This window comes from Mesobacillus subterraneus (assembly GCF_020524355.2).
Taxonomy (GTDB): Bacteria; Bacillota; Bacilli; order Bacillales; family Cytobacillaceae; genus Mesobacillus; species Mesobacillus subterraneus_C.
The window spans coordinates 1,236,320-1,251,362 of record NZ_CP129019.1 but is presented as its reverse complement, the minus strand read 5'-3'; the positions used below and the strand labels follow the sequence as shown (position 1 = coordinate 1,251,362).

The 15,043-nt window shown below is 39.2% G+C and carries 16 protein-coding genes, 2 pseudogenes and 1 riboswitch; of the genes and pseudogenes, 5 read left to right on the top strand and 13 right to left on the bottom strand.

Annotated elements, in window-relative coordinates; genetic code table 11:
* Nucleotides 1–208 precede the first annotated feature (208 nt).
* Nucleotides 209–763 (top strand): recombinase family protein, encoded by a 555-nt coding sequence (locus tag LC048_RS06275; protein WP_226602206.1) that lies wholly within the window; start codon nucleotides 209–211, stop codon nucleotides 761–763.
* Nucleotides 764–1,054: 291 nt separating this feature from the next.
* Here LC048_RS06275 and LC048_RS06270 read toward each other — a convergent pair whose 3' ends face one another.
* The 3 genes from LC048_RS06270 to LC048_RS06260 all read right to left on the bottom strand — a co-directional run bounded on the left by LC048_RS06270 (nucleotide 1,055) and on the right by LC048_RS06260 (nucleotide 4,021).
* Nucleotides 1,055–1,312 (bottom strand): hypothetical protein, encoded by a 258-nt coding sequence (locus LC048_RS06270; RefSeq protein WP_226602205.1) that lies wholly within the window; start codon nucleotides 1,310–1,312, stop codon nucleotides 1,055–1,057.
* Nucleotides 1,313–1,328: 16 nt separating this feature from the next.
* Complete coding sequence (locus tag LC048_RS06265; protein ID WP_226602204.1) at nucleotides 1,329–1,787, bottom strand: hypothetical protein; 459 nt, start codon at nucleotides 1,785–1,787, stop codon at nucleotides 1,329–1,331.
* Nucleotides 1,788–2,476: 689 nt separating this feature from the next.
* The gene (locus tag LC048_RS06260; protein ID WP_226602203.1) at nucleotides 2,477–4,021 is read right to left on the bottom strand and encodes a recombinase family protein; all 1,545 of its coding nucleotides are present in this window, start codon (nucleotides 4,019–4,021) and stop codon (nucleotides 2,477–2,479) included.
* 55 nt (nucleotides 4,022–4,076) lie between these two features.
* On the opposite strand from LC048_RS06260, the pseudogene LC048_RS06255 reads away from it, so the two are divergent.
* Nucleotides 4,077–4,436 (top strand): annotated as a pseudogene (locus LC048_RS06255) (manganese catalase family protein); the annotation flags it as partial.
* A 30-nt stretch (nucleotides 4,437–4,466) separates the two neighbouring features.
* Here the strand turns inward: LC048_RS06255 and LC048_RS06250 are convergent.
* Complete coding sequence (locus LC048_RS06250; RefSeq protein ID WP_226602202.1) at nucleotides 4,467–4,925, bottom strand: YpbF family protein; 459 nt, start codon at nucleotides 4,923–4,925, stop codon at nucleotides 4,467–4,469.
* A gap of 276 nt (nucleotides 4,926–5,201) precedes the next feature.
* On the opposite strand from LC048_RS06250, the gene LC048_RS06245 reads away from it, so the two are divergent.
* Nucleotides 5,202–5,387 carry a hypothetical protein gene (locus LC048_RS06245; protein WP_226602201.1) on the top strand — a complete coding sequence of 62 codons (186 nt, stop codon included), beginning with the start codon at nucleotides 5,202–5,204 and terminating at the stop codon, nucleotides 5,385–5,387.
* Nucleotides 5,388–5,558: 171 nt separating this feature from the next.
* Here the strand turns inward: LC048_RS06245 and LC048_RS06240 are convergent, their stop codons facing one another.
* Genes LC048_RS06240 through LC048_RS06225 form a run of 5 tightly spaced genes read right to left on the bottom strand, consistent with a single transcriptional unit; the run spans nucleotide 5,559 to nucleotide 9,401 of the window.
* Entirely contained in the window at nucleotides 5,559–6,284 is a 726-nt protein-coding gene (locus LC048_RS06240) for a LysM peptidoglycan-binding domain-containing protein (RefSeq protein ID WP_226602200.1), read from the bottom strand.
* The gene (locus tag LC048_RS06235) at nucleotides 6,277–6,879 is read right to left on the bottom strand and encodes a CPBP family intramembrane glutamic endopeptidase (RefSeq protein WP_226602199.1); all 603 of its coding nucleotides are present in this window, start codon (nucleotides 6,877–6,879) and stop codon (nucleotides 6,277–6,279) included. Before LC048_RS06235 ends, LC048_RS06240 begins: the two co-directional genes overlap by 8 nt.
* Nucleotides 6,879–7,166, bottom strand: coding sequence for a RecQ family zinc-binding domain-containing protein (locus tag LC048_RS24945; RefSeq protein WP_371932005.1), 288 nt, complete (start codon nucleotides 7,164–7,166; stop codon nucleotides 6,879–6,881). Before LC048_RS24945 ends, LC048_RS06235 begins: the two co-directional genes overlap by 1 nt.
* Nucleotides 7,167–7,185: 19 nt before the next feature.
* Nucleotides 7,186–8,379: a RecQ family ATP-dependent DNA helicase gene (locus LC048_RS06230; protein ID WP_371932004.1), complete on the bottom strand. Its 1,194-nt coding sequence runs from the start codon at nucleotides 8,377–8,379 to the stop codon at nucleotides 7,186–7,188.
* Nucleotides 8,370–9,401: a YpbB family protein gene (locus tag LC048_RS06225; RefSeq protein ID WP_226602197.1), complete on the bottom strand. Its 1,032-nt coding sequence runs from the start codon at nucleotides 9,399–9,401 to the stop codon at nucleotides 8,370–8,372. The genes LC048_RS06230 and LC048_RS06225 overlap by 10 nt, the downstream gene beginning before the upstream one ends.
* 307 nt (nucleotides 9,402–9,708) lie before the next feature.
* Here LC048_RS06225 and LC048_RS06220 point away from each other — a divergent pair, with 307 nt between their 5' ends.
* On the top strand, nucleotides 9,709–9,957 hold the full coding sequence (locus tag LC048_RS06220; RefSeq protein WP_226602196.1) for a ferredoxin: 249 nt from the start codon (nucleotides 9,709–9,711) through the stop codon (nucleotides 9,955–9,957).
* 237 nt (nucleotides 9,958–10,194) lie between these two features.
* On the opposite strand, the gene LC048_RS06215 is transcribed toward LC048_RS06220, so the two are convergent.
* On the bottom strand, nucleotides 10,195–10,776 hold the full coding sequence (locus LC048_RS06215; protein ID WP_226602195.1) for an ECF transporter S component: 582 nt from the start codon (nucleotides 10,774–10,776) through the stop codon (nucleotides 10,195–10,197).
* Between the two features lie 162 nt (nucleotides 10,777–10,938).
* Nucleotides 10,939–11,071: riboswitch (FMN riboswitch) on the bottom strand.
* Nucleotides 11,072–11,369: 298 nt separating this feature from the next.
* Between LC048_RS06215 and serA the strand changes: the two are divergent.
* Nucleotides 11,370–12,945: pseudogene (gene serA, locus LC048_RS06210) on the top strand (phosphoglycerate dehydrogenase).
* A gap of 77 nt (nucleotides 12,946–13,022) precedes the next feature.
* Here serA and LC048_RS06205 read toward each other — a convergent pair.
* The 3 genes from LC048_RS06205 to LC048_RS06195 all read right to left on the bottom strand — a co-directional run bounded on the left by LC048_RS06205 (nucleotide 13,023) and on the right by LC048_RS06195 (nucleotide 14,875).
* Nucleotides 13,023–13,835: a histidinol-phosphatase gene (locus LC048_RS06205; protein WP_226602193.1), complete on the bottom strand. Its 813-nt coding sequence runs from the start codon at nucleotides 13,833–13,835 to the stop codon at nucleotides 13,023–13,025.
* 67 nt (nucleotides 13,836–13,902) lie between these two features.
* Nucleotides 13,903–14,535 carry a LysM peptidoglycan-binding domain-containing protein gene (locus LC048_RS06200; RefSeq protein ID WP_306049744.1) on the bottom strand — a complete coding sequence of 211 codons (633 nt, stop codon included), beginning with the start codon at nucleotides 14,533–14,535 and terminating at the stop codon, nucleotides 13,903–13,905.
* A complete protein-coding gene (locus LC048_RS06195) occupies nucleotides 14,501–14,875 on the bottom strand; it encodes a M23 family metallopeptidase (RefSeq protein WP_306049743.1) in 375 nt (124 codons plus the stop codon). The genes LC048_RS06200 and LC048_RS06195 overlap by 35 nt, the downstream gene beginning before the upstream one ends.
* Nucleotides 14,876–15,043: the final 168 nt, after the last annotated feature.

The window sequence follows — 15,043 nt, the reverse complement described above, 5'->3', positions numbered from 1 at the left end:
TTTTGACAGCGATTTTTGATAGTAGCTAAACCTGCATTGTTACGTTGTTCAAGTGGTTCTATCAAATGTGCTGAGTTTTGATAGCTGTATAAAAAAAGTGTCATAACTTAAAAGTATTGACACCGTTTTAAGGGTGCTGTATTATCAGGGTGTCAATAGGTGTCATAACTTAGTGTCATAAATACATACTGAAAAGAGGCTGTTTTTCATGAAATACGGTTATGCAAGGGTTTCAACAGTACATCAAGATTTAGAGGCACAGATTAAGACTTTAAAAAATGAAGGCTGTGAAGAAATATATTCTGAGAAATTCACAGGAACTAAAGCAGATCGCCCAAAGTTTAAAGAGTTGCTGTCAATCCTTAAAGAAGGTGACACATTAGTAATAACTAAACTAGATCGCTTTGCACGTTCCACTGGTGACGCTATAGAGACCATTAAAGGGCTATTTAAAAAGGGTGTAAGGGTTCATGTCTTGAACATGGGAATAGTTGAGGACACGCCCACAGGAAGGCTTATATTCAATATCATGAGTTCTTTTGCTGAGTTTGAAAGAGATATGATAGTAGAACGTACTCAGGAAGGCAAGGCGATAGCTAAACAGCGTGATGATTTTAGAGAGGGTCGCCCTAACAAGTACAAAAAAGATCAAGTAGAACACGCATTAAAGCTGTTACAAGACCATTCCTATAAAGAAGTTGAAAGCATGACAGGAATAAGTAAAAGTACGCTTATAAGGGCAAAGAAGAAGGCTACACAGTAAAATGTGATAGCCTCTTTTTTATTTCTATATATTAGAACCAAAAGGAAGTCAGCACTTACTAGTCCTATTGTGCAGTGGTATTTTAATGTGCTTCTCTAGATCGCTTAGGGCTATTTACGAAATATCGTAAACTCAGGCGTTGTGCATTAAAAAGTTTTAGCAGGCTGTCCATACAAAGGGCAAGCAAGCGTTTCTAACGCACAAGAATGCACAGTCACTGTATTCATTAAACACACCACCATATTTCCATTTTTCACAAATAAAAAAAGCACCCTTTCGAGTGCCTTTATCTTATCTATGAAATTTCCTTTCAATACACTCTACCATAAAGTCTAAAGGATTCATTTCATGTTCTTCTATAGTCATCCACGGTATTTCACGTTTTTGATCTTTAGGTTCTATAGCCTTACCACGGTATTCTGTACCTTTAGAAGCTATAAAAACTTCCCAATGATAAGTACGAGTTTGTGAACCATTACTACCAAAAGGTTTCGTTTCTTTGATTTCTACTAAATGATGTTCCTCAACTTCAAAAGTCTTTTTTTCCATTCTATAAGCACCCCTTTTAAAATGGCATTGATTGATAAGCATTAAACACAGTCTGTGCCATGTTAACAAGTGACTGGACGGTACTAGCGTTGTCAGTGAATGTAGTAATCTTTTTCATAACTTCGGTGTACTTGCTTTCAGCCTCTTCCTGATTTGAACTTTTCATAATTGCTAGTATCTCAACCATTAGTTCAAACATATCGTCTTGCTTTTCATTGTTCTTTTGGAGAAGTAAAGTCATTTCTGCTAGCAGTGCTGTATTCTTTTCTATACCTTGTAATGTGCTAATGACCGATTCTCTGTATTCCTGTTCTTTCTTTTCTTTTTCTTCTTTCTCTAAAGCAATTTCCTCCATAGCCTCATCAAGATGACTAGTGTCAAAGGTCTGTCTTTCTACTGTAGGTAAAGGGGCTAATTTCGGCATTTCAAAGTCAAAATTTTTCCCCATTAAATCACTTAGCGTTTTCTTACTCATTTACCCGCCTCCTCAGTAGGTACATTATACGATAAAAAGGAAGGTTTTTCCTAGTATAGTCTATTTTTTTATTACACTGATTTAAGTGTTTTAGAGTATTACACGTTATGTACAATAAGCCCTTAAAAGTACCTTGTGATTAACAACTTTTAAAAAGCCTTTAATATCAAGGGTTCATGAGATTTAATAATCACAAGGAAAGTCACAGATAGTGTGATTAACAAAGTCCCTGTTTTACTGACTTTCATATTACTCAAAGACTATTAAGGTTAATCCCTAAAATGTTACCTTTGACAAAACCCTGTCATATCAAGGGTTTCAGCCTTCCCAGAAAATTTCTTTAAAAACTGCCTGTATCAGGTGGGGCTTTGGCACACTATAGGGTAAGGAACCTTTAAGGAACTGTAAATAACTATAATAAAGATAAAAGAATATGGCTTCGCCAGTTCGGAACTAAAGTTCCTCACCGATACTAAAAACAATAACTAATAACTACTCTAATAATTACTAGCATAGAATAATAGATAATACATATAAGATATACACTGAATGAACGTAGTGAATGAAGTGGCGTAAGCAATTCAATATCATTCTATCCCTCTAATGGCTTAATAGCTATTAGGGGGATTATTCTTTTATCCAAAATAAAAAACTGTCAGGCGTTAACCTAACAGTTCTCGTTTATATATTTAATCCTCAGACTGACCTTTATAGTGGATTTTCATTTCAATCTCTGCTTTATGATCGCCAACTCTTTTATATTCAATACGATCAATTATAGAGGTAAGCAGTTGATTTATATCTTTTGTTTCTAAATCTGACTTTCCTTCTAATAGGCTTTTTAGCTTGTCTAAAGTCCTTTGTAACTCGTCAACCTTCTCGTCTTTAGATTTAGTATCTAGCCTGCTTATTTGTTCCTGTATATACTCTTTTTGTTCCTTTAATCGCTTGATTTCTTTCTGTGCTTCTTCCTCTGTATATATCTCAGCTATAAAGCCCTTCTGTACTCTTTTAATACTTGCTTCAACCTTTTTCAAATTAGCTGTTTGTATAGCTTTCTCGTCAACAGGATTATTAGAATTATCCTCTTTCATGTTCCGCTTTACTGCTTCCAGATAGGATTCTAATTTATCTACAAACTGTTGGAACTTCGCAAAGAATACTAATTCAAATAGTTCCAGCTTTACACCCTTATTTTTACATACAGTATATTTCTCTCCGTCATCATCATAATACCTAGTTTGACATGATGTAATCCTAAGTTCTTTCCCTTTTCTTCGTTGAAAGCTGTGAGTTCTTCCACACAAGCTACATTTAATCAAGCCTGTGAATATAACCTTCCCTATCCTAGCTGACGGTGGCTTAGACAGACGACCTTCTCTAATGGTTCTTACAGCTTCCCAATCCTCAGGTGAAACAATAGGTGTGTGTGCATTCTCAATAATAATCTGATCATTTTCCTCAGTTTTCAGCTGTCTTGGAGAACCTGACGGCTTTTTATCTACCTTTGAAACTTTGGTTTTTCCATAGATTACAGTACCTTTATAAACAGGATTAGATAAAACTACAGATATTCTTGCTTTGTTCCACTTTGAACCTGAAGGTGTTAGCGTTCCTTCTAAGTCAAAAATTCTTTCAATGGCTGTAGATGAATTTCCAGACATATATAAATCATAAATTCTTTTAATGGTAGGTGCGTTCTCGTCAGGTGTTAGTTTCTTTGTCTTATGATCGTAACTATATCCAATAGGGGTTTTTCCACCTACCCAATTCCCGTCTTTAGCTGACTGCCTTTTTCCCCTCACAAGCCTTTTCTTAATGTTTAAATATTCCTGCTTAGCTACAACAGACTGCATATCAGACATTAAGTCATCTTCTTGTGTGGTGTAGTCATATATCTTAGATGAGGTTACTACCTGCACTCCATAATTAGTTAGAATTTCTTTTACCTGATGAAATCCCAATGTACTTCTGCTTAATCTATCCTGATCTGTAACTACAACAGCGTCATAGTGAAATGACTGTACTTTATCTAGCATTTTATTTAGTTCAGGTCTGTTACTATCTAGTGAAGAACCGTATTCTTGAAACACTTCAAATTCCCAGTTATTTTCTACACATTTATCAATAAGAAAAGCTAACTGTCTTTTGAGTGTTTCCTCAGTTTCATCAGGTCTGGATTTCCTGCTGTATATAGCAACCTTTTTAATTTTGTTCATTGGCACTGTTTCCATGCTGTCCTCTCCTGTCCGCAAAAATCCTTATGTATCAATATTTTAGCATGGTTGCATTTTGGTTACAATATATAAATTGACGAAGGACGCAACACCTGATCAAATGAAGCAGGCTGGGCTTGACGCGCACTACGCTAACCATGATAGCGCTCTCTTCTACCATAATGCAGCTGGTGTGCCATGGACTGCATCCTATATCGCTGCTAAAGGAGACCCGATAGCAGACTTATATGAAGATATTGCTGCCGAAGAAAAAGCAAGTGCCACTTATCAATGGATCATTAATATGAGCGATGACACTGATCTGAACGATGGATTACGATACCTCAGAGAACGCGAAATCATCCACTCTCAGCGCTTTCGTGAAGCAGTAGAGATTCTTAAGGACGAACAAGGAAAAAAGAGAGTATTCTAGAATATATTGAAGCATCCCTATTGGATGCTTCTATTTATTTTCGTGAAACAAGTTAATATCAAACTTTTTCTTCATCATATCAAACACTATATGACGGTTCTTCCATTCTTCTTCTTTTTTCCATAAATCCTTACTTCGGTCTACTATTTCACACCGAAGCGCCTGGTATTCTTTCTCTGCCTTTTCACGCTTCTCCTTATACAAGATCATTAATCCGTATGTACCAACCGTTAAGATGAGAAAATATAAATTCGCGGAGTTCTGGACATACACCGAAATAATCTCAGCGAAAGAATAAGAATACGGCTTTAACACCGTAATATAAAGATAGTAGAAATAGACAGAGATCAACCCAATCGTCACCCATACTGACATAAGATGGCGGGATTTATACCGGTCAAACTTTTTCTTTCGGTCTATTACGTTCTGAAGCATCCTTTTTGTTGCAGGATCCGTACGTTGATCCAGGTTCTCGATTTCCTGTTCCATGGCAAGCCCTCCCCTTTTTTAAAGCTCTTTACTCAAACTTTGTTGCTATTGAAAAAAAAAAGATTGAATGACCTATGTTCTTTCACAAAAAATTAAAGCGAATGAGAAAAGAGCTTGCACACTCAAAACTTTAAACAACAATCTTTACAAAACAGCCTTTTATAATTTTTATGAACTTGTCCATGGAGTTATGATATTGTGATCCAAAAAATAAGCGTAAATATTAGAAAAGCGGAGGCGACTACCCAACTCCGACAAGCGCTGGAGGGCCTGACAGTGAAGTCGTTCTTTGACTTCATTGGCAGGACCGAAATAGAAAAGTATAGCCGACTGTCCAGAAACGCAGAAACTGGAGACTCAGACAAAGAAGAGCTTTTTGCTTCTGCCGGCGGAGTTGAAGTTTCGGAGTTTCTAGGAGACGACACTAGACAAGCGTCTCGAGAAGTTAGGAGCCGCAGCTAGACAAGCGACTTGATGGCTAGGCGGTGGAGATAAACACTATTCAAAGTAAAAAAATTTATACTTTTTTATTCAACAAGAAGAACCGGATTCATTCCAATAGATGGACTGAATCCGGTTCTCGTTTGGGTTCTTCAGAAGACATAGTTTTATTAAGTCTTGATTTCTCTCAGGCTAATTTTTAATAGGTATCTTCAATACTTGTCCTGCCTGAATTTCATTTCCCTGGATGTTGTTTGCTTTTTTGATGATGGGGATGCCTTCCTGGGATTTATAATAGGTCATAGCTACTCTGAATAATGTTTCATTCGGCTTGACTGTATGATATACGATTTTTTCACCGCTTACGGGTTCAGCTTCACCTGCTGGTTTGGTGCCTTCTGTATCTGCTGGCTCATCCTCGGGCTCGGCAGAAGCTGAAGTTGGTAATTTTCCCCCTTCTTTATCATCACTGTCACCAGAGGATTCAGCAGTGTTTTTGTCCCCGCTGCTTGATGGAGCAGGCCCTGCTGCCACAACATCGATTTCCTCTGTTTCAGTAATTTCTTCATAAGACGGTGCCTCTTGGTCTTCTACCTGGTCATCACCATTTCCATCGTTCCGACTTTCCACATTGATCATTTCGACTCCTGCACGTTCCAGCGACTTATTCAAAGGCATCTTTGTGCCATCCAAATACGAGATAATACTGAAAAAAGAGATAGGCAGCAGAATGAAAAACAGAGCCATCAGCCTAATGACAGGGTATTTTACTTTGACTTTCGTTTTTTTCTGTTTTTGTCTGTGCATTTCACTTCTTGGTGGAAGGGATTCCTTTTTTTCAGCAGAATGCTCTGATTTACGTTCCACCCTTTTTCTCAGTCGCTCTGCCTGGTCCCTGATAGGTTTTTCCTTATTCACTGTCTGTACCCCCAGTTGTTGCTTGAGTCCTGAATTTAATGATCAATCCTAAAATGAAATCAATGATAAAATGCATCACGATCGTAACCACTAGATTATTTGTCATCATATAAATATAGCCAATCAAGAAACTCAATAAAATAATGTTAGTAAATAAAAACCAATTAAACAGATAGCGGTAATGAACGACTGCGAAAATCAAGCTTGAGATGATTAACCCTGTGTTCGTCTGAATGACTCCCCTAAAAAGGATTTCCTCACTGATTGCTACCATCGCCGCAATAAGCATGATTTGGAATACACTTCTATTTCTAAATATTCTTTCGTTCAATCCGCCATCGTCGTAGTACGACTTTGGCAGATATTTCATAAGGGTGAAGTCCAGAGCCACGACTGCCAGACCAGCAACCAACCCGATCGATAAAATGTTCCAATCGGCCCAAATAAACAATTCTTTGAATTCGGTCAAGCCGTCAAACAATATCATACCTAATATAGTTGAAATCGTTAATAGTAAAATTTGCGTAGCAACCAAGTGGAAAAGCAGTTCTTTTTCTGTAAGTCCTGCCACTGTATCCCTATATTCATCTTTCATTATATCCGCTCTCTCATCAATAGGATTGAAGCCAATTCCTGCTTCCAGTCCATCGCAGCGAGCGATTGTTCACTGGATGGGTCAGTTTCTTTAAAATAATCCAGTTCTATTCCACAACTGATGCAGCAATTCTGTGGTCGTTCCTGGACTTCTTCACCGAACATTTCCAAAATCACTTTCCTCTTACATTCCTTTGTATTAATCCAACCCAGCATCTTCTTAATTTTTGTGTTTTTTACCTCCAAGCGGTTTTCGATCAAGCGGAGGAGGCTCTGTTTATCCATCATATAATCTAGCTCTTCAATATTAGACAGATAATCTTCGACAATCCTCCATTGAATTTCGGTGAAGCCTCCTATCATTGACAGCTCTTCGGCGCGGCCAGGCAAGATCTTTATAAAGGAAACGGTTATCGATTAAAAACACAAACAGTCTTTCAATCTGATATTGGTCAGGGAGCTCACCTTCAGCTAGCTGATAGGCCAGTTGTTCATCTCCCGGCGAATAAATAAGGATGGCTATAGAATCGTGGTCATCTCTTGCTGCTCTTCCTATTTCCTGAAGGTAGGATTCTATTTGCATAGGCATGTGGAAATGGATCACATATCGGACATTTTCTTTATTAATTCCCATCCCAAAAGCGCTGGTAGCACATACAACGTCAAGTTGACCATTGATGAATTGCTGCTGTATGAGGACGCGGCTTTCAGAATCCAGTCCCCCATGATAGGCCATTGCTTTCTTGATCCCTTTTTCTCTCATATGAACTGCCGTTTGCTCAGCGACTTTCTTGCTGGAAAAATAGATGATCCCAGGACCCTTTAAATATTTCACCAGCTCAACTGTCCGGTCCAGCTTATCCTGAAAGGTAGATGCAAACTCCAAAGCTAGTGAAATAGCAGGGCGGTCTACAGAATAGACAACCTCATTCCAATCTCCTAAATGAAGCTTATCAGCAATATCCTTTCGAACTTCCTCTGAGGCTGTAGCTGTTAACGCAAGCGTCCATGGCTGTCCAAGCTTCTCTCTGAATTCACCAAGCTTTAGGTAGTCGGGACTAAAATCGTATCCCCACTGAGAGATACAGTGTGCCTCATCGACTACAAACAGGGATACAGCCAATTTCCTGATCCGATTCAACACAGATTCAATCCCCAGCATTTCTGGAGATATAAAAATAAACTGAAACCTTTCGAGTTCTTCCAGGGTCTTGGCTTTTTGCTGAGGTGACAAAAAGGAATTCAAGGCAATAACCCTCTTTTCCCCCATTGCCATCATTTGCTCCACCTGATCCTGCATTAGAGAGAGCAGCGGTGAAACAATCAAGACTGGCCCGTCAACTATATAGCCGGGAAGTTGATAGCAGAGCGATTTTCCTGTTCCGGTTGGCAACATAGAGATCGTATGTCTTCCTTTTAAAACGGATTCAACCGTTTCTTCCTGCCCTGGACGGAAATCCTCGAACTTAAAATACTTTTTTAAAAATCTTCTTAACTCCATTCCACATCACCATATTTGGCCAGAACTAGCCTGATTTCAAAATAAGAAGCATCAGCCACATGTTCCTTTATTTGCTTTAACTTTTTGGCAGAATTTCGCTGTGCCGTTTGAAGAATGCTTTCCCTTTTATCAAGAGGAACATAGTCATCTATATTGAATCCCTTGATAGAAAGAGCAATTTCCACGACATGATCTTCGATTGTGCTTTGTTTTAAGTTACGGACAGCCGCTATCTCTTCCAGGGCATAACCCTTTAGCATTAACTTATATGTCTTATCTGTCGAAATCGTCAAAGGAACGTTACGCTCTGGCTTCTTGATCAACCCATTTAGTAATGGGTAAGCATTTGAATTCTCCAGGACCTTATCAAACATAGCATGCAAGCAGTTGAGGAATTCGAAGTGATAGTGAGCCGGTTCCAGCCCGATCCATTCAGCAGCCTGCAAAGTCGTCAATCCAATTTTCCTGTAACCTGTCAATCTTAAAACAACCAGTTCAGGTTTCACATTTGGATTATCCAGTGCAGAGATAAGTTCAACATACAGCCTTTCTGCCAGCTTATATCGATCTTCATTCTGTTGCTTAATGTATTGTTTTACCCAGGTAAGAGTATCTCGCTTGTTCCTGACTGGTATAAAGGAGCGTTCATGGTTAATTAAATTCGAACTAACCTGGATGAGAAGCGTCAACCTTTCCCAAAAGGTACCCGTCACCTGGTGGTATTTCCAACCATTAAGATAATCAGGAAGTTTGTATTCAGATAATTGTTGATCCAGGACTGCTTCGCCCTTTCCTGTTAAAATTACCTTTGAATCTGCTATCTCCTCCACCAGCCCTCGATGCAGTAACCGGCTAATCATTTTTTCGAGCCCTTCTCTTGTAACTGAGGGATATGTATGAAAATATGCGGTGATTTTATATAAATGAGCGTCCTGAATTGTCTGAGAGGAACGCTTTCCCTGTAAAAGATGAAATAACGAATAGATGGTTCTTTCGCCATTGATGCGTTTCAATATTGACAAAACAACTGTCTCCAAATACGTTATCCCCATAACATCACCTTTGAATGAAATATTAAGCAATGGGCACGATAATATTCAGCCCCCACTATAGCAGAAAAATAATATACCATTATTTTAACATGAAAATATCTAGTGAAATGTTTTATTTTCAATGAAAAAACCATTCAATGCCTTGTGTGATAAGCATTCTCAATGCTTTTTTTATTGAAATGTTGGCGATACAGTTTTACAATAGATATGAGGAATACGTTTTCACTACTTTGTGAAAACAGCATATTATTGTTAAACACTTGGGAGGAATTATATCATGGCTAAGTACACAATTGTTGACAAAGAAACTTGTATTGCATGCGGAGCTTGCGGTGCTGCTGCTCCAGATATCTACGATTACGATGATGAAGGCATCGCATTCGTAACACTTGATGAAAATGAAGGGATTGTTGAAATTCCTGATGTATTACTTGACGACATGATGGATGCATTCGAAGGCTGCCCAACTGACTCAATCAAAGTTGCAGAAGAGCCATTTAATGGAGATGCTACTAAGTTCGAATAAAGAAATACATAATTCCCGCTTATAAGCGGGAATTTTTTTATGTTAAAAATTTTCGATATATTTGCTTTTAGTAAAGATTGCGGTAAAAATCCTAAAGCCGATTTTAACGTTTTATCTGTCATGCATCACCACATTTGAACAGCTGTCATGCATCACCACATTTGAACAGAATCTTTAGCTTCCTAAAAATTTAAAAGCAACGGTGCAGGCCGTTGCTTTTTTAAGACTCACATGAGTTTATGCACTTTTAAATGTCTGCTGTCTCTCGATCCATGTTTTCATCCTTGTGAAAATCAGCATGAATATGACAGACATCAGTATACCTTTGACGAAATTGAACGGCAGAATCCCGGCAACAATCATCGCACGCGCTTCCGGTCCAGACATTGCTGGCATGTTTAAGAACAATGTGTAGGCAGGAAGGAAAACGTAGTAGTTAAGGACACTCATCAGGATTGCCATACTTGCTGTCCCAGCTACTAAGGCAAACGTCATTCCCCTATTGGATTTCATCCGTTGATAAATATAGTAAGTTGGCAGAATAAATAAAACTCCTGCAACAAAGTTGGCAGCATGGCCTACTGGAACACCAGTATCACTGCCAGTCATGAAATAATCAAGCGTATTCTTCAAGAATTCTACTAAAATACCTGCTACCGGTCCAAAAATCAACGCAGCAATCAATGCAGGAAGATCACTGAAATCGACCATTAAAAATTTTGGAAACGGTGGCAGCGGAAAGTTCAGCAGCATCAATACATAAGAGATACTGCTCAGCATACCAATTGATACCATGGCTTTGACACTAAATTTTTTCATTTTCCTCTCTCCTTATAGAGATCCATCTCACATAAAGAAGAAAGGTTCAGCAATCACATACCATTAACAAATAAAACCCTCAAGATGTGAGCTTGAGGGAGTTTTGTGAAAGGCATGCTTAATAAACGTTCAAAACCTGCATTTTTTGAACGTCTGCAGAACCTCCATCTTCTCCCATCCAGACTATACTGTCGGCTTTGGAATCGCACCAAATCCTGCCCATACAGGCTCGCGGGCTTAGAGAATCAATCTCATTACCGCCGATCGGGAATTTCACCCTGCCCCGAAGATAGACCATATTTAATTTAACAAGTTCATTATACTGAAAAAAAGATCATTTGTGAAGATGTCTGCTTGTGACGATTTTTTGACTGTCCCATGTAAAATGAGACATGGCATGGAATGACCCACACAAATGCTAAAAAACTCCTGATAAATTCGGATTAACAGAATATATTTAGAATAAATCCGATAATTTTGACAGCGCTTGCATAGTATTTATGAACAATCTCGCAGTTTGACAAAAGAATATTCGTTTTGTAAAATAATCAGAAAATTAACACTTTGTTTTCAATAAAAGGAGTGGGTAAAAGATGTTTCACGTTCTAGCTGCAGATTCTATTAAAGAAGAAGGATTAAGGCCCCTTTTAGAACACAAGGGAATCCAGGTACATATCGGAAGTGTAGACTCAGGAACAATCGATTTACAAAAGATTGACGCCCTTCTCGTCAGGAGCGCAACAAAAGTCACCCAGGAACTGCTCGATCGAATGCCCTCACTAAAAATCGTCGGCCGTGCAGGTGTCGGTGTAGATAATATTGATATCGCCGAGGCGACAAAAAGAGGAATTATCATCGTGAATGCTCCAGATGGGAATACGATTTCTACCGCAGAACATACTTTTGCGATGATGTCAGCTTTAATGAGAAACATTCCGCAGGCACACTCTACTGTAAAAAAAGGAGAATGGAAGAGAAATAAATTCATTGGGAATGAACTTTACGGAAAAATATTAGGAATAATTGGTTTAGGAAGGATTGGTTCTGAGCTTGCAAAAAGAGCCAAGGCTTTTGGGATGTCAGTAAAGGTATACGACCCGTTCCTGACAAAGGAGCGTGCAGCCGTTTTAGGCGTTCAATTATCGACGTTCGATGAGGTTCTCGCCGAAACAGATATCATATCGGTCCACACGCCTTTAACGAAGGAAACGAAAGGCCTTCTTAACGAAAAGACTTTGAGCCAAACCAAAAAAGGGGTCTATCTCCTGAATTGTGCAAGAGGAGGCATAATTGACGAGATGGCTCTCGCCCATTATATTGAGAACGGTCATATTGCTGGTGCTGCACTGGATGTATTTGAAGTTGAACCCCCCAGAGAATCACCCTTTACTTAAGTTTGATTCAGTTATTGCCACCCCACACCTAGGAGCCTCTACAAAAGAAGCGCAGTTGAATGTTGCCACTCAGGTCGCAAGTGAAATCAGAACATTTTTTGAAAATAACCCTGTTGCCAATTCAATTAATCTTCCGGCCATGTCCAAAGAAATTTACCAAAAAATCCAACCTTATCACCAGCTAGCAAAAGAAATGGGAAAAATCGTTTCAGAATGCCATAACAAAGGAATCAGCGAGCTTACAGCTACTTATTCAGGCACTGCGGCAGAACTCGAAACCTCTTTTTTAACAAAGGCCTTGCTTGCAGGATTTTTTGAAAACCGCATTGATATGAAAGTAAATGAAGTAAATGCTATCCACATTGCCAAAGAACGCGGCATCATGGTTGGTGAAAAAGTGACCGGAAACTCCTATGGTTACGCAAATACGATAACAGTAACCGCAAGTGGGGATGGTGAATCTTTTACGGTGAGAGGAACTTACATTGACCATTACGGACCAAGGATTGTCAGCCTCGATGGCTTTAACATCGATTTTCATCCATCAGGAAACCTTTTGTATATCCAGCATATGGACCGCCCAGGTGTTATCGGGCATGTAGGAAAAGTCCTTGGTGATCATGGCGTGAACATTGCGACCATGCAGGTAGGCAGAAAAGAAGCAGGCGGCGAAGCAATCATGGTCCTGTCGTTTGATAAGCCCCTTTCAACAGAAATGATCGGCAAGCTTGAGTCGCTTCAGGACATTGTCACAATCAATAGTATCGTTCTATAAACACCGCGAACAGGCCTCCAATTAGCGAGGCCTGTGTTTTTTTGGGGGCGTTCTGCATCATAAGAAAATTAGCTGCGTTATCCCAAAGGATAGGATTTTCGCTCACCTTTGGAAAAGGTCACGATTTCCTCATAGCCAACTTCCCGAGCTAGCTCAAGAGCCTGATCGAAATCAGCACCGACATGCTCAGGTACATGGGCATCAGATGACAAGACGATTGGTATTTTCTTATCAAAGCACATCTGCAATAATTTTTTGTCTGGATACAAAGTCTGAGTAGGCTTCCGCAGTCCGGCTGTGCTAATTTCCACACATGTCTTGGACTGTGCCAATGCTGAGGTCGCACGGTCATACTGTTCCATGAGGAAGTTTTCATCTTCAGGCACATACTTAAAAATTTTTACCAGATCAATATGACCAATGATATCAAAAAGATTGGATTGAGCCAGCGTTACCACCTGATCAAAATAACTTCTGTAAACTTCATAAACATCTCTTTTGTCCCATTCTTCGCGAAACTCTGCAAGGTCTATCCCAAAATCATCAATCCAATGAATTGATCCGATTACATAATCGAAGTTATAGCTTTTGATAAACTGTTCCATCTCCTTATGCTTTCCAGGGGTATAGTCCATCTCGATGGACATTTTAACGTCAATTTCGTTTCTCCAGGCTTTCTCAAAAAGATGGACATAATCTGCCATATCATAAAATCTGCGTTCATCCACCCAGCTGTTGCGTAAAATATTCGCAGTCTGATAAAAGTGATATGCATGCTCAGAAATCCCGAAATGCTGGATTCCTTTTTGAGCCGCCGTATCAGTAAACTGCTTTAAATAGTCCAGCGTCAATGTGCCTCTTTCCAAATGGTTGTGGTAATCCGTCAGCATAGTCCCCATCCCCTTTGTGACCGTTTTACCTATTATACTTTCAGATTATAACCGGTACAAGGATAGATTATCGGGTAATTAATATTTGCTGAGGCTGTATCGTGTCAGATGTCAGATTGTTCAATGCTTTTAATTTTCCCACAGATGTATTTGTCTTTCTTGCGATCGAATGGAGTGTATCTCCTGAAGAAACGACATAACTCTTTCCAGCTGACTTCTCAATTATCAATATATCACCTTGAGTGATAATGCTATTATTTATATTATTTGTTTGCTTAATCGCTTCTACCGAAGTATTATAGTGATCCGCTATTGACCATAGCGTGTCTCCTCTCTGTACAGTATGCTTTAGCTGTCTTTCAACTGATTGAGGTACACTAGCCACTGGATTCTGTCCATTAATTTCTACACCTTCACCAATTAGGTTCTCGCCTTGACTTCCATTGGTGGTATCATCTGTCAGACGCAGCTTCGCGATTGTTTCCAGCGTCACTTGATTACTTTTTTGCTCCATCGCTACTATAGGTTGTCCTACAGTTGCTTCTCCCAAAGCCAGCACGGGATCTACGGCATTTCCCTTATCATATGTCCATTTTTCTTCATGGATTTCAAAATGGAGATGAACTCCAGAAGAATCCCCTGTATTTCCCATCAGGCCGATAATATCACCTTGCTGAACGGCCTGCCCTTTTTTTGACATTTCTTTTGTTCAAATGAGCATATACAGTTTCAAGGTTGTTATCATGCTTGATGAACACAACATGTCCATAAGAGCCTGAATAATAAGACTTTGTTACTACTCCTTTATCAACACTATGTATAGGTGTTTTGAATTCACCGGCAATGTCAATTCCCTTGTGGTGGCCATGACGTGTTCCATATAAATCCGTAATGACCCCTTCAGCTGGCCAAACCCAATCTGAAGTCAATTCCTTTATATTGAGCATTTCTGCCTGTGAGTGCTTTCCGCCAAGAAATAACAAGCTGATACAGAGTGCCATGATCCCGGCTATGAGTAAACGCTTTATGTAATCCTGCATTTTTTTCCTCCTTAACTTTTTACTCCCTTTCCATCCCTATGACAGCCTGTACGATATTAGAACTGTTCAGGCAGGAAAAGCAGCAGCTAAAAAAGCACATTCGTTATAATTGGTGGTAAACTGCTTTTTTATGCAAAAGAAGGAAAATTTGTTTTACAATAGGGATTT